This window comes from Pseudomonas algeriensis (genome assembly GCF_048847255.1).
In the GTDB taxonomy this organism is placed as follows: domain Bacteria; phylum Pseudomonadota; class Gammaproteobacteria; order Pseudomonadales; family Pseudomonadaceae; genus Aquipseudomonas.
On sequence record NZ_JBKKRK010000003.1, the window covers coordinates 164,290 to 178,213 of the forward strand.

Sequence of the window (13,924 nt, forward strand, 5' to 3'; positions counted from 1 at the left end):
ACGAGTAACACGGAAACAATTTGTCTGGGATTGGCCGTCCTGATTTTTTCGAGAAAATTACAAGTCATTGTTCTATATAGCTTTTTAAAAGTTGGCACGCCACCTGCTATATCTCCTGCACAACAAGAATAAAAAAAAGCGACAAACCCAATAAAAACAAGACGAAACGACTCTGGCATAACAAAAACAACACGGCAGAGACGCAGCTAACAGATTTTTTTGGAGAAGATGTGCTTTTCAGGGTGCTTTCAGGAGCAACCCGCAACCGGGCAGAGAACAATAAAACTACCTTCAGGTAGCACCCGAATCGGTTGGATCGCCAGGCGAAAAAGCAGATCAGCGCTCAAAAAAATACGTTTGCTCTTGATCCCGGATGGGGATCGCCAAAAACAGCGGTAAAGGGTCACGGCTGCCAAAAACAACAACAGGCCGCCCCTCAATAATAAAAAAAGAGCACGCGACGACAAAATTAAAGGGGAGCCTCGGCTCCCCTTTGTGCTGTCTGGCGTTTGGGTTTTCCTGCGGGAGCGAGCAAGCTCGCCCCACAGGGAAATTACTCAGCCATTGCTATCGCTCAGTTCTTCGATGCTGATTTCCCGCATGCGAAATTTCTGGATCTTGCCCGTGACCGTCATGGGGAATTCTTCGACGAACTTGAAATGCCGCGGCGTCTTGAAGTGAGCAATTCGCTCCTTGCACCACGCTTGCAGCTCTTGCTCGGAGGCGCTGTGCCCGGGGTGGAACTTGATCCAGGCTACGATCTCTTCGCCATAACGCGAGCAAGGAATGCCAATCACTTGTACGTCGGCCACTGCGGGATGAGTGAAAAAGAATTCTTCCAACTCCCGAGGATAAACATTCTCTCCACCACGGATGATCATGTCCTTGTTGCGCCCGACGATACGCACGTAACCCTGCCCGTCCATGATCGCCAGGTCGCCGGTGTGCATCCAGCCTTGCGAGTCGATGGCTTCGGCACTGCCCTTGGGATTATTCCAGTAGCCGAGCATCACGCTGTAGCCTCGCGTACACAACTCACCGATGGTGCCGCGAGGGACGATTTCCCCCGCCTGGTCGATGATCTTGCTTTCCAGTTGCGGCTGAGTGCGGCCGACGGTAGTGACGCGTAATTCCAATTCATCTGTGGGACCAGTCTGCAACGACACCGGACTGGTTTCCGTCATGCCGTAGGCAATTTGCACCTCAGCCATGTGCATCTCGTTGATGACTCGCCGCATCACCTCGATGGGGCACGTAGCGCCGGCCATGATCCCGGTACGCAGGCTGGACAGGTCGAAATCCCCCCGTTGCGGCTGGTCCAGCATGGCAATGAACATGGTGGGCACACCATACAACGCGGTGGCTTTTTCCTCGGCCACGGTGCGCAGGGTCAGCAACGGATCGAACGCGTCGTTGGGGTAGATCATGGTGCTGGCGTGCGTCACGCAACCCAGGTTGCCCATGACCATGCCAAAACAGTGATACAGCGGCACTGGGATCACCAAGCGATCGCCAGCGCTCAGGCCGAGGCTTTCACCCACCATGTAGCCGTTGTTGAGAATATTGTGATGACTGAGGGTCGCCCCCTTGGGAAACCCGGTGGTCCCGGAGGTGTACTGGATATTCACGGGCTGATCGAAACGCAGGCTGGCCTGGCGCTCGGCCAGTTGCCCTGGCGACACCGAGGCACCCAGGGCCGTCAACTGCGACCAAGGCAGGAAGCCTGAGGGTGGCTGCGGATCGAGGCTGATCACACCGCGCAGATCCGCAAGGCGCTCGCTGTGCAAATGCCCGATAGGTTGGTCTGCCAGTTCCGGCGCCAATGCTTGCAACATGGCATGGTAATCCGAGGTCTTGAATGACCCCGCGCACACCAGCCACTGGCAGCCGGACTGCTTGAGTACGTACTCCAGTTCGGAGGCACGATACGCCGGGTTGATATTGACGAGAATCACGCCGATCTTCGCACTGGCGAACTGACTCACGCACCACTGCGCACAGTTGGGCGCCCATATGCCCAGGCGATCGCCTGTCTTCAACCCCAACGCCAAAAAAGCCCGTGCGTGTAAGTCGACCACTTCGGCCAGTTCGTGCCACTTGTAGCGCAGCGACTGGTGACGAACCACCAGTGCTTCGCCATCAGGGCATCGAGCCACGGTCTGGTCGAATGCTTGGCCAATGGTCTGCTCCAACAAGGACTTGGCTTGGCTGCCTCGGGTGTAGCTCGATTGCGCTTGCGAACCGGGTTGATCCATGACGACCCCTCTTGTCTTTATTCGGTGGGTGTATCGGCAATTTCCGTAGGAAAGCGGCCTTACTCTCGCCCAAGTTGACGTTAACGTAAAGAGCGATTGACAGCCATCCGTCACAAGCTTACGTTAACGTAAAGGTGAGAGCAGACCTGCTACTTTCCGCACCCGACAAAAAAACAAAAGGTGTCCCATGAGCTACCCATCCCTGAATTTTGCCCTTGGCGAAACCATCGATATGTTGCGCGACCAGGTCCAGTCCTTCGTCAAGGCCGAGCTGGCGCCTAGGGCAGCCCAGATCGACATCGACAATCTGTTCCCCGCCGACATGTGGCGCAAATTCGGCGACATGGGCCTGCTGGGCATCACTGTGCCGGAAGAATACGGCGGTGCCGGCCTGGGCTATCTGGCCCACGTGGTCGCCATGGAGGAAATCAGCCGCGGCTCGGCCTCGGTCGCCCTTTCCTACGGCGCCCACTCCAACCTGTGCGTCAATCAAATCAACCGCAACGGCACCCATGAGCAAAAGAGCAAGTACCTGCCCAAGCTCATCAGTGGCGAACATGTCGGCGCCCTCGCCATGAGCGAACCGAATGCCGGCTCCGACGTGGTTTCCATGAAACTGCGCGCCGAAAAACGTGGCGACCGCTTTGTGCTCAACGGCAGCAAGACCTGGATCACCAACGGGCCCGATGCCAACACCTACGTCATTTACGCCAAGACTGACCTGGAAAAAGGCCCTCATGGCATCACTGCGTTCATCGTCGAACGCGACTGGAAAGGCTTCAGCCGCAGCAACAAATTCGACAAGCTCGGCATGCGCGGCTCCAACACATGCGAGTTGTTTTTCGATGACGTCGAAGTGCCCGAGGAAAATATCCTCGGCGTGCTCAATGGTGGCGTGAAAGTTTTGATGAGCGGCCTCGACTATGAGCGCGTGGTCTTGTCCGGTGGCCCGACCGGCATCATGCAGGCGTGCATGGACCTGATCGTTCCGTACATCCACGACCGCAAGCAGTTCGGCCAGAGCATCGGCGAATTTCAGTTGATCCAAGGCAAGGTCGCCGACATGTACACCCAGCTCAACGCCAGCCGCGCCTATCTGTACGCAGTGGCCCAGGCGTGCGAGCGCGGCGAAACCACCCGCAAGGACGCCGCCGGGGTGATCCTCTACAGCGCCGAGCGCGCCACACAGATGGCCCTCGATGCCATCCAGATATTGGGCGGCAACGGCTACATCAATGAATTCCCGGCTGGTCGTCTTCTGCGTGACGCCAAGCTGTACGAAATCGGCGCGGGCACCAGTGAGATTCGTCGGATGTTGATTGGCCGCGAACTGTTCAACGAAACCCGCTAACGGAGCTGACCATGGCCACGCTGCACACCCAGCTCCATACCCGCTCGCCTGAGTTCATCGCCAACCGCGACGCGATGCTTGGTCAGGTCGAGGCTTTGCGCACCTTGCTCAAACACGTCCAGCAAGGCGGCGGGCCCAAGGCCCAGGAGCGGCACACGTCCCGGGGCAAATTGCTCCCGCGCGAACGCATCAATCGCTTGCTGGATCCAGGCTCGCCCTTTTTGGAAATCAGCCCGCTGGCGGCTTACGAAGTCTACGGGGAAGACGTGCCGGCGGCCGGCGTGATCGCCGGCATCGGTCGCGTGGAAGGCGTCGAGTGCATGATTGTCGCTAACGACGCGACGGTCAAAGGCGGTTCGTATTATCCGCTGACGGTAAAAAAACACCTGCGGGCCCAGACCATCGCCCAACAGAACCGCCTGCCCTGCATTTACCTGGTGGATTCCGGCGGCGCGAACCTGCCACGCCAGGATGAAGTGTTCCCCGACCGCGAGCATTTCGGCCGCATTTTCTTCAACCAGGCCAACATGAGTGCCCAGGGCATCCCGCAGATTGCCGTGGTCATGGGCTCCTGCACCGCCGGCGGCGCCTATGTGCCGGCGATGGCGGACGAGGCGATCATGGTCCGCCAGCAGGCGACGATCTTCCTCGCCGGCCCGCCCCTGGTAAAAGCCGCTACCGGCGAAGTGGTCAGCGCCGAAGACCTGGGTGGTGCCGATGTGCACTGCAAGATTTCCGGGGTGGCCGACCATTACGCCGACAGCGACGAGCACGCCCTCGCATTGGCCCGTCGCAGCGTGGCCAACCTCAATTGGCGCAAGCTTGGCGATGTGCAGCAACGCGCACCCATCGCCCCGCTGTATTCGAGTGACGAGCTTTATGGCGTGGTCTCGGCCGATGCCAAGCAGCCGTTCGATGTGCGGGAGGTCATTGCGCGGCTTGTCGATGGTTCGGTGTTCGACGAATTCAAGGCGCTGTTCGGAACGACCCTGGTGTGCGGCTTCGCGCATTTGCACGGTTATCCAATCGCCATCCTCGCCAATAACGGCATCCTGTTCGCCGAGGCCGCGCAGAAAGGCGCGCATTTCATCGAACTGGCCTGCCAGCGCGGGATTCCCCTGTTGTTCCTGCAAAACATCACGGGCTTTATGGTCGGCCAGAAATACGAAGCCGGCGGCATCGCCAAGCACGGCGCGAAACTGGTGACCGCCGTGGCCTGCGCCCGGGTACCGAAGTTCACCGTAATCATCGGTGGAAGTTTCGGCGCGGGGAACTATGGCATGTGCGGCCGCGCCTATGACCCGCGGTTCCTGTGGATGTGGCCCAATGCCCGGATCGGCGTGATGGGTGCCGAGCAAGCCGCCGGCGTGCTCGTGCAAGTCAAGCGCGAACAGGCCGAACGCAGCGGCCAGCCCTTCAGCGCCAGCCAGGAAGCCGAGATCAAGCAACCGATTCTCGATCAATACGAAGAACAGGGGCACCCCTATTATTCCAGCGCGCGGCTGTGGGACGACGGCGTCATCGACCCGGCGCAGACCCGCGATGTGCTGGGGCTGGCCCTGTCCGCGTCGCTGAACGCGCCCATCGAACCGAGCCGCTTCGGCGTGTTCAGGATGTAACCGGGAAAACGCCCATGACTCAGTACAGCACGCTCGAATTGCAAACCGACCCGCGCGGCTTCGCCATCCTGTGGCTCAGCCGCGAATCAAAAAACAACGCGTTCAACGCCGAGATGATCCGAGAGCTGATTCTCGCCCTGGACCAGGTCGGCAGCGACCCGAACCTGCGCTTCCTGTTGCTCCGTGGCCGGGGCAAACACTTCAGCGCCGGCGCGGACCTGGCCTGGATGCAACAGTCCGCCGAACTCGATTACCACACCAACCTGGACGACGCCCGGGAACTGGCGGAGCTGATGTACAACCTCGCCAAGTTGAAGATTCCAACGTTGGCGGTGGTTCAGGGTGCCGCGTTTGGCGGCGCGCTGGGTCTGATCAGCGCCTGCGACATGGCCATCGGCGCCGACGAAGCGCAATTTTGTCTGTCAGAGGTGCGCATCGGCCTGGCACCGGCAGTGATCAGTCCATTCGTGGTGCAAGCCATCGGCGAACGGGCGGCGCGGCGTTACGCCCTGACCGCCGAACGCTTCGGCGGACAACGTGCGAAAGAGATCGGCTTGCTGTCGGAAAGTTACCCCGCCGAGACGCTGGACAATCAGCTCGGGCAATGGATCGACAACCTGTTGCTCAACAGTCCAGCGGCCATGCGCGCCAGCAAGGAACTGCTGCGTGAAGTCGGCAACGGTGCGCTCACGCCGGCGCTGCGCCGCTACACCGAAAACGCCATCGCCCGGATACGTGTCAGCCCTGAAGGTCAGGAGGGCTTGCGAGCTTTCCTGCAAAAACGCCCGCCCAGTTGGCAAGCCGAGTCGAACAACAAGGAGCCGCGTCAATGAGCGCCCCTATCCTCAATACGCTACTGGTCGCCAATCGAGGTGAAATCGCCTGCCGCGTCATGCGCACAGCCAAGGCCATGGGCCTGGCTACCGTCGCGGTGCACAGCGCCACCGACCGTGACGCGCGCCATTGCCGTGAAGCCGATATCCGCGTCGACCTGGGCGGTAGCAAGGCCGCCGACAGCTACCTGCAAATCGACAAACTGATCGCCGCAGCCCTTGCCAGCGGCGCCCAGGCCATCCATCCCGGCTACGGTTTTCTTTCTGAGAATGCCGGCTTCGCCAGGGCCATTGAAAAAGCCGGGCTGATCTTCCTGGGCCCACCCGCCTCGGCCATCGACGCCATGGGCAGCAAGTCCGCCGCCAAGGCCTTGATGGAAACCGCCGGCGTGCCGCTGGTGCCTGGCTATCACGGTGAAGCCCAGGATCTGGAAACCTTCCGCGCCGCCGCCGAGCGCATCGGCTACCCGGTTCTGCTCAAAGCAACGGCGGGTGGCGGCGGCAAGGGCATGAAGGTCGTGGAAGACGTCAGCCAACTGGCCGAAGCACTGGCATCGGCGCAGCGCGAGGCGCAATCATCGTTCGGCGACGCGCGCATGCTGGTGGAAAAATACCTGCTCAAGCCGCGCCACGTGGAAATTCAGGTATTCGCCGACCAACACGGTCACTGCCTGTACCTCAACGAGCGCGATTGCTCGATCCAGCGCCGGCACCAAAAAGTTGTCGAAGAGGCTCCCGCTCCGGGTCTGAGCCCGGAGCTGCGCCGGGCAATGGGCGAGGCCGCGGTGCGCGCCGCCCAGGCCATCGGTTATGTCGGCGCGGGCACGGTGGAGTTCCTGCTGGATTCGCGGGGCGAGTTCTTCTTCATGGAGATGAACACCCGGCTGCAGGTCGAGCATCCGGTCACCGAAGCGATTACCGGCCTCGATCTGGTGGCCTGGCAGATCCGCGTGGCCCAAGGCGAACCGCTGCCGATTACCCAGGAACAAGTTCCGTTGCGGGGTCATGCCATCGAAGTACGGCTTTATGCCGAAGACCCCGCCAATGATTTCCTCCCCGCCACCGGACGCCTGGCGTTATACCGTGAGTCTGCCGAAGGCGAAGGTCGACGGGTCGACAGCGGCGTTGAAGAAGGTGACGAGATTTCTTCGTTCTACGACCCGATGCTCGGCAAGCTGATCGCCTGGGGCGAAAACCGTGAGCAGGCCCGTCTACGGTTGCTCGCGATGCTGGATGAGTTCGCCATCGGTGGCCTGAGAACCAACATCGGTTTTCTGCGGCGCATCGTCGGCCACCCGGCCTTTGCAGCGGCGCAACTCGATACCGGATTTATCCCACGCTACCAAGCGCAACTAATGCCCGAACCTGGCGAATTGGACGACGAGTTCTGGTACGCGGCGGCCCTTGCCTTTGCCTTGGGCATGACGCCTCGCGTCCGCGTGGATGACCTCAATTCCCCCTGGGCCGAGAGCACCGGGTTGCGCCTGGGGCTGCCAGGGGAAACCACCCTGCATCTGGTCTGTGGTGGCCAGGATCGCGCGATAACGGTGGACGTTACCGCCCGCAGCGCCGAGCTCAAGGGGGAGCACCTGGTCATCGAGCGTAACGGCCTGCGTCGCAGCCATCGGGCTGTTCGCCAGGGCGACAGCCTTTATTTGCAATGGGCGGGCGATTTGCATCGCGTCGATGTCTACGACCCGTTAGCCGCCGCCGAGGCCAGCCACGGCCATCAGGGCGGCTTGGTCGCACCTATGAATGGCAGCATCGTGCGGGTGCTGGTGAGTGTCGGGCAACCAGTGGAAGCCGGCGCGCAGTTGGTGGTGCTGGAAGCCATGAAGATGGAGCACAGCATCCGTGCACCCAAGGCGGGCGTGATCAAGGCGATGTATTGCCAGGAAGGTGAGATGGTCAGCGAGGGCAGCGCGCTGGTGGCATTGGAAGAATAGGTATCGGCCCGTTTGCCGGGCCGATCCAGTTCAGAACCTGATGGTTGCCTGTACGACCACGCCGATGATGCGGCAATGCTCTGTGTATGGATTTTTCGGGTAAGTGGGATTGAGCGGGACCAGGTAACGCTGGCCGCTCTCTTCGATCAGTTTGCGGAAGGTCGCATCGCTGCTGCCGGGCAGTTTCGCCACCACCAGTTTGCCGGGCACGGCCTCGATCGCCGGATCAACCAGGATCGACATGCCCTCAGGGATGCTCAGCCCGCTTGGCGCAGTCATCGCGTCGCCCACCACCACCAACCAGAAAGCGTCTCCCTGGGCATGGTAGTCCGTCAGCTCGTAGCGCGGCTGCCCGTACCCGACCAGATCACCCTCGTGAACCGCGCCGATATCGTGCCAGTCATTGACCGGGTAGCGGAAGTACGGGTTGTACTTCTGCGCCAGCGCCATGCCCTCGTCAGTGGAGGTGTCCGGTTCGCGGATCACCATTGCCACTTCCAGGAACTCGAGTCCGAGCTCCTGAAGCACCCGGTTCATGTCTTCAAGACTGGGCTGCCGGCGCTTGGTCAGCCAATGGCCGACACCACCCTGGGACATCCCCAAACGCTCTGCGAGCACCACTTGCGTGATGTGCAGCTCCTTCATCTTGGCCTTGACCAACTCTATCCATTTATCCATGAACGGCACGATACGTGGATGACCACGCCCATCAAAACACAAATTGTAGTATTTAAATCGTCGTCACAATTACGAAGCGTACTAAGCTGGATCGAGGATTTCACACCAACACGGAGAAACTCGACACCATGGACAAGCCCAACAAAGACGAGCCCGCAACCCTTTCAGAAAGCCCATTTCCCTCGCTTCAGGATTGCCCTGCGGCGAAGCGCGCCTTGGACTATTACTTGAAACCAGGTATTGCGCACGCCCAAGCAGAACATCGCTTCTTCGACGTGAACCGCAACATCAGCGGTGAGGAAGCCCTGGTTCATGCCTGCGAACTGCTGCGCTGCGCGGCCGCTACCGCCCAGGAATCCGCCACTCGACTCAGCGGCACGAGCCGCGACCTGGCATTTTCGGTGGTGCACATGATCGACTTGGTCAAGGTCATGATCGACCGGTCGCTGGACGGTTACCCTACTCGCTAGGCGTAACGCTGGAAAAGGCGGCTGCATAACCACATGGGAAATAATTTCCAATGGGTGCAATAAAAACATTTGACTTGCAAATGATAATGATTATTATTGCATCAGCTGGTCGCGAGATCAGTCGATAGGCCAGAAGACCTTAGGTCGGACTTCTGGATTATCTCCTCATCAGGCTAATCACGGTTTTTGACCCGGCTTTTTGCCGGGTCTTTTTTTTGCCGATTTTCGGCTTATGGCTTCAGGCTAATGAAGTCTTTGGGTGTCGCTAATTCGGTGCTGGCGATGATAGCAAATGCACATTCGTTTACAAAAGCCCCTGGGTTGCACCGGTTCGAATGATCGACAGGCAGCACTTGAGAATCGATCAGGGACTCTCTAATCTGCAAATGCGTCCAGGGAGGACGCCCCCTTCCCCAACAACAATTCGGCCCGGTTTTCTCCTTCTTTGCGTGTAAAGTAACGGCCATGAAAATCCTGGGCAGGAATCGTGACCGTGGCTAAATCGTCCTTTGATATCAACGCCAATTTCGACAGCGGCAACATCGAAGTGGTGGACATCGGCAACCCGTTGCAATCATTGCTGAAAATCAGACCTGATACCCGTAGCGGCCATTTCCAGTGGTTTCACTTCAAGGCCAGCGGGTTGCACGTCGGCCAGGAATATTCCTTCCGCCTGCTCAATGCCAGCCAATCCTCCTACAACAAAGCGTGGACCGGTTATCAAGCCGTTGCTTCCTATGACCACGTCAACTGGTTCCGTATTCCTACGCAATTTGAAGGCGATGCGCTGCGCTTCCACCTGGAGGCCGAGCAACCTCACGCCTGGTTCGCCTATTTCGAACCTTACAGCCGCGGCCGCCACGATTGGCTGATCGAACAAGCGCAGCACAAGGCTGGCACCGAACTGCTGGCGACCGGCAAGAGCGTCGAGGGTCGCGATATTCAATTGCTGCGCAAGGGCAGCGGTGCCGAAGGACGGCGCAAAATCTGGATCATTGCGCAGCAACATCCCGGTGAGCACATGGCCGAGTGGTTCATGGAAGGCATCATCGAACGCCTCCAGCACCATGACGATGCCCAACTGAACCGGCTGCTTGCCAAGGCCGACCTGTACCTGGTGCCCAACATGAACCCCGATGGCGCGTTTCACGGCCATCTGCGCACCAACGCGATGGGCCAGGACTTGAATCGGGCTTGGCAGAACGCCAGCCCGGAAATCAGCCCCGAGGTATTTTTCGTACAACAGCAAATGGAAAAGTATGGCGTTGATCTGTTTCTAGACGCCCATGGCGACGAAGAAATCCCCCACGTCTTCACCGCTGGCTGCGAAGGTAACCCCGGCTACACACCGCGCATCGCCGGGCTCGAGGAACGTTTCCGCAGCCATCTCAAACGCCAGACCAAGGATTTCCAAACCGCCCACGGTTACACCCGCGACGAACCCGGCCAGGCCAACATGACGCTGGCTTGCAACGCGGTCGGCCAGAAATACGACTGCCTGTCGCTGACCCTGGAGATGCCTTTCAAGGACCACGACGACCATCCGAACCCGCACACCGGCTGGTCCGGCAAACGCTCCATGCAACTGGGCAAGGACGTGCTGAGCACCCTCGAGTCCATGGTCGACGAGTTGCGCTGAGGTCCCTTTAGCGCCGTTCCCCTGTGGCGAGGGAGCAAGCCCCTCGCCACGAGCCTCCCGGTCAGTCCCGGCCGCGCAACATGCTGTGCAACACCTCGTCCCGGCGCACCCAGCCGTGAAACAACGCCGCCGCCAGATGCACCAGCACCGTCAGGAATAACAAATAGGCCAGGTAACCATGAGCCTTGCGCAGCCATGCGAAGGTCTGGGCATCCGCGGGTAGGATGGAAGGCAACCGAAGCGACTCGCTGAGCATCACCGGGTCCCCCGCCGCCGATATCATCCCCCAGCCCAACAGTGGCAACGCCAGCATCAAGGCATACAACAAGACATGCGAAGCCTTGGCCGACAAGGCCTGCCAGCTCGGCAGGTCGGCCGGCAACGGCGGTATCTGCGTGGTGAAGCGCACCACCAGGCGGACAATCACCAACAACAAAATAGCGATGCCCAGGGGTTTGTGCAGTTGAAGCAGCCACTCATGGCGCTCGGACACGGAGGCGACCATGCCCGCGCCGATAAACAACATGGCGATGATCATCAAGGCCATCATCCAGTGCAGCAGCCGAGCCAGCGGCGCGAAATGTCGGGGGGCGTTCATGGACGAGACTCCTGGGTGGCGGGCAACTGGCTGACTTCGCTGGTACGGCGCAGGTACGAACTGGCATAGGCCGCCGAACGAGCGGCCAACAGCGGATCATCAGAACCTTCGATCCCACTGGGCAGGATCAGCGGGTCATAGTTGATATCGCGGCAATCGCCGTTGTCCTGCGCCTGGGCGCGCTCCAGCACCAGGGTGCCGGCGTTGAGCACCTTGCGATCGGCGGGCCAGGCCTTGCTGGCGTCGTTGACCGGATCGCCCGGGTTGGCCAAGGTGATGTTCAACTGCCAGCGCAGTGGTCCGCCAGCCAGGCGTTTGGTCAGGTCCTGTTCCAGGAAGTCGGCGCCTTGGGGTGGGCTCGCATCCACCGCGTCCTTGCTTATCGGCACCACCCCCCAACGCACGGCCTGGCGTTGTCCGGCAGGGCCCACCAGGTAGAACGCATTGATGCCGTTGTAGGTTTCAGTGGCATAGCTGGCCGATGGCTTGGCCGTCTTGATCCATTGCAGGAACGGCACTGCCTCGGGATGCGCTGCAAAAAACGCCGGCACGGCGCCAGGGTTTGGTTTGCCCGTGGCCGGGTCCGGCGACTGGGCCTGTTGCAGTTCAAAGAAAGCCTGCGGTGTACCCACCGGGAACACCGGCATACTGTTCATACCGGTGCGCCATTGCTGGCCGTCAGCCTGGGTAAAACGCAGCGCCAGGCTTCGGATCGGCACACTGCCATCCGGTGCGTAGGGGTTGCCGCTGGGCAGCGCAAAACGACCGACCACAGGCGTGCGTGGCTCATTGAATACCTGGGCGCTGGAGTAGGCGCGGGCTTCGCCACTGCTTTCAAAATAACCGGCAACGCAGACACCCTTGGAGTGATTGCGCCGGAAACCCGCATGGACCCCGTTGTTCGTTTCCAGCACATTGACCAAGGCCTTGGGCGTCAGGCGTTGTGGGTCGAGTGTGCCATTGACGTAGGCAAACGCCCCGGCCAGCGCAGCAACGACCACGGCAATGGCCGTCAGGCGCAATGTCAGGCTGGCGGCGCTCAACGGCGGCCGACGTTCGGAAGAAGGGTCAACCATCTGGAGACTCCAAGGCACAAGGCCGTTAGTGGAAAGGACCCGTCAGACGAAAGCCCAACGTGTTTATTCCCACGCTTCATATTTATTTTTCGTTCACTGGAATAATCTTGTGCCTGGATCGTCTTTCTTTCCAACGCAGTGATTGCCCACGAAGCCACGCATCCTCATGAACGAACTCGACGACCAGTTGCGCCTGCTCATTCCACGGCTGAGACGTTTTGCCGTGTCGCTGACACGCAACCCCAGCAACGCCGACGACCTGGTCCAGGCGTGCCTGGAAAGGGCCCTGTCGAAATGGAACGACAAGCGCCCGGACGGTGATTTGCGGGCCTGGCTGTTCTCCATCCTTTACCGGCAGTTCCTCGATGCCCATCGTCGTTCCCGACGGTACGCACGCATGCTGGAATTCTTCACCGGGCGCGACGATGCACACCCTTCCGCCGAGCGCAGCGTCATCGCCCAATCGTCGCTCCAGGCTTTTGACCAGTTGCCCACCGAACAGCGCGCGTTATTGCTGTGGGTGTCAGTAGAAGGCTTGAGCTACCAGCAAGTCGCCGACATCCTGGGCGTGCCGACCGGCACCGTGATGTCGCGCCTGTCACGGGCCCGCCAGGCCTTGCGCCAACTCAGCGACGGCGAAATCGCCCGCCCTGCCCTGCGAATACTCAAATGATCACCCTGCCCCCCAGCGACAAAGACCTGCACGCCTACGTCGATCATCAACTGAGCGAAGCCGACCGACGACAGGTTGAAACCTACCTGGCCAGCCACCCCGCCGTTGCCAAACGCGTACGGGCCTGGCAACAGGACGCGCAGCATCTTCGCGCAACCCTGAGCGCAACCTTGCAACTCCCACCCAATCCCAGCCTCGACCCGACTGTCATCCGTCAACGCATGAAACACCGTACTCGCCGCCTTCTCGCCAGCGCAGCGGTCTTGACGCTGGCCGTCGGTATCGGTGGGGTGGGCGGCTGGCAGGCCCGACAGATAACCCTGCTCAGCGCAGCAGCGCCCATGGCTGACGCATTGCAGGCGTACCGGTTGATTGCCCAGCAGGGCGTGCTCCCGGCCGATTACCAGACTGGCGACGAGCACAGCATGCAAGGCTGGCTCGACCGTTACTTCAGCCAAGCCGACCGCTTGCCGGATCTCTCGGCGGCGGGCTTCACGCCGGTCAGCGGGCGATTGCTCAGCACTGACCAAGGCGCGGCGGCGATGGTGGTTTACCAGGATTCGAGCGGCCTGAAGATCAGCTTCTATATCCGCCCACCAGGTCCGAAAAATTTCCTGCTGCCCCGTGGCAGCCGGCGCGATGGCGAACTGCAGGCCGAGTATTGGTCCGGGCCTGGGTACAACTATGCGATGGTCATCCCGAGCGATACGCCGACGGCGCAGAAGCTCAAGCAGACCTTGAATTTCTGACCACCACCTTCCCCTGTGGGAGCGAGCCTGCTCGCGA

The 13,924-nt window shown here is 60.3% G+C and carries 12 protein-coding genes; 8 read left to right on the forward strand and 4 right to left on the reverse strand.

Features of this window, described 5'->3' with window-relative positions; all coding sequences use genetic code 11:
* Positions 1–557 precede the first annotated feature (557 nt).
* Complete coding sequence (locus tag ACLK1G_RS06040) at positions 558–2,255, reverse strand: AMP-binding protein (RefSeq protein WP_420764600.1); 1,698 nt, start codon at positions 2,253–2,255, stop codon at positions 558–560.
* A gap of 187 nt (positions 2,256–2,442) precedes the next feature.
* On the opposite strand from ACLK1G_RS06040, the gene ACLK1G_RS06045 reads away from it, so the two are divergent.
* Genes ACLK1G_RS06045 through ACLK1G_RS06060 form a run of 4 tightly spaced genes read left to right on the forward strand, consistent with a single transcriptional unit; the run spans position 2,443 to position 8,004 of the window.
* Positions 2,443–3,606: an isovaleryl-CoA dehydrogenase gene (locus ACLK1G_RS06045; RefSeq protein ID WP_420764601.1), complete on the forward strand. Its 1,164-nt coding sequence runs from the start codon at positions 2,443–2,445 to the stop codon at positions 3,604–3,606.
* A gap of 11 nt (positions 3,607–3,617) precedes the next feature.
* A complete protein-coding gene (locus ACLK1G_RS06050; RefSeq protein WP_420764602.1) occupies positions 3,618–5,225 on the forward strand; it encodes a carboxyl transferase domain-containing protein in 1,608 nt (535 codons plus the stop codon).
* A 14-nt stretch (positions 5,226–5,239) separates the two neighbouring features.
* Positions 5,240–6,058, forward strand: a complete 819-nt coding sequence (locus ACLK1G_RS06055) for a gamma-carboxygeranoyl-CoA hydratase (protein ID WP_420764603.1) — start codon at positions 5,240–5,242, stop codon at positions 6,056–6,058.
* Positions 6,055–8,004, forward strand: coding sequence for an acetyl/propionyl/methylcrotonyl-CoA carboxylase subunit alpha (locus ACLK1G_RS06060; protein WP_420764604.1), 1,950 nt, complete (start codon positions 6,055–6,057; stop codon positions 8,002–8,004). Before ACLK1G_RS06055 ends, ACLK1G_RS06060 begins: the two co-directional genes overlap by 4 nt.
* A gap of 30 nt (positions 8,005–8,034) precedes the next feature.
* On the opposite strand, the gene ACLK1G_RS06065 is transcribed toward ACLK1G_RS06060, so the two are convergent.
* Complete coding sequence (locus tag ACLK1G_RS06065; protein WP_420764605.1) at positions 8,035–8,682, reverse strand: LexA family protein; 648 nt, start codon at positions 8,680–8,682, stop codon at positions 8,035–8,037.
* Positions 8,683–8,810: 128 nt separating this feature from the next.
* Between ACLK1G_RS06065 and ACLK1G_RS06070 the strand changes: the two genes are divergently transcribed.
* Positions 8,811–9,152, forward strand: coding sequence for a DUF6124 family protein (locus ACLK1G_RS06070; protein WP_420764606.1), 342 nt, complete (start codon positions 8,811–8,813; stop codon positions 9,150–9,152).
* A 487-nt stretch (positions 9,153–9,639) separates the two neighbouring features.
* Positions 9,640–10,791, forward strand: coding sequence for a M14 family metallopeptidase (locus ACLK1G_RS06075; protein ID WP_420764607.1), 1,152 nt, complete (start codon positions 9,640–9,642; stop codon positions 10,789–10,791).
* A gap of 61 nt (positions 10,792–10,852) precedes the next feature.
* On the opposite strand, the gene ACLK1G_RS06080 is transcribed toward ACLK1G_RS06075, so the two are convergent.
* Both ACLK1G_RS06080 and ACLK1G_RS06085 read right to left on the reverse strand, forming a co-directional pair.
* On the reverse strand, positions 10,853–11,389 hold the full coding sequence (locus tag ACLK1G_RS06080) for a cytochrome b (protein WP_420764608.1): 537 nt from the start codon (positions 11,387–11,389) through the stop codon (positions 10,853–10,855).
* Positions 11,386–12,465, reverse strand: a complete 1,080-nt coding sequence (locus ACLK1G_RS06085; protein WP_420764609.1) for a catalase family peroxidase — start codon at positions 12,463–12,465, stop codon at positions 11,386–11,388. The genes ACLK1G_RS06080 and ACLK1G_RS06085 overlap by 4 nt, the downstream gene beginning before the upstream one ends.
* A 166-nt stretch (positions 12,466–12,631) precedes the next feature.
* Between ACLK1G_RS06085 and ACLK1G_RS06090 the strand changes: the two genes are divergently transcribed.
* Both ACLK1G_RS06090 and ACLK1G_RS06095 read left to right on the forward strand, forming a co-directional pair.
* Positions 12,632–13,138, forward strand: a complete 507-nt coding sequence (locus ACLK1G_RS06090; RefSeq protein WP_420764610.1) for a sigma-70 family RNA polymerase sigma factor — start codon at positions 12,632–12,634, stop codon at positions 13,136–13,138.
* On the forward strand, positions 13,135–13,887 hold the full coding sequence (locus ACLK1G_RS06095) for an anti-sigma factor family protein (protein WP_420764611.1): 753 nt from the start codon (positions 13,135–13,137) through the stop codon (positions 13,885–13,887). Before ACLK1G_RS06090 ends, ACLK1G_RS06095 begins: the two co-directional genes overlap by 4 nt.
* The last annotated feature ends 37 nt before the right edge of the window (positions 13,888–13,924 follow it).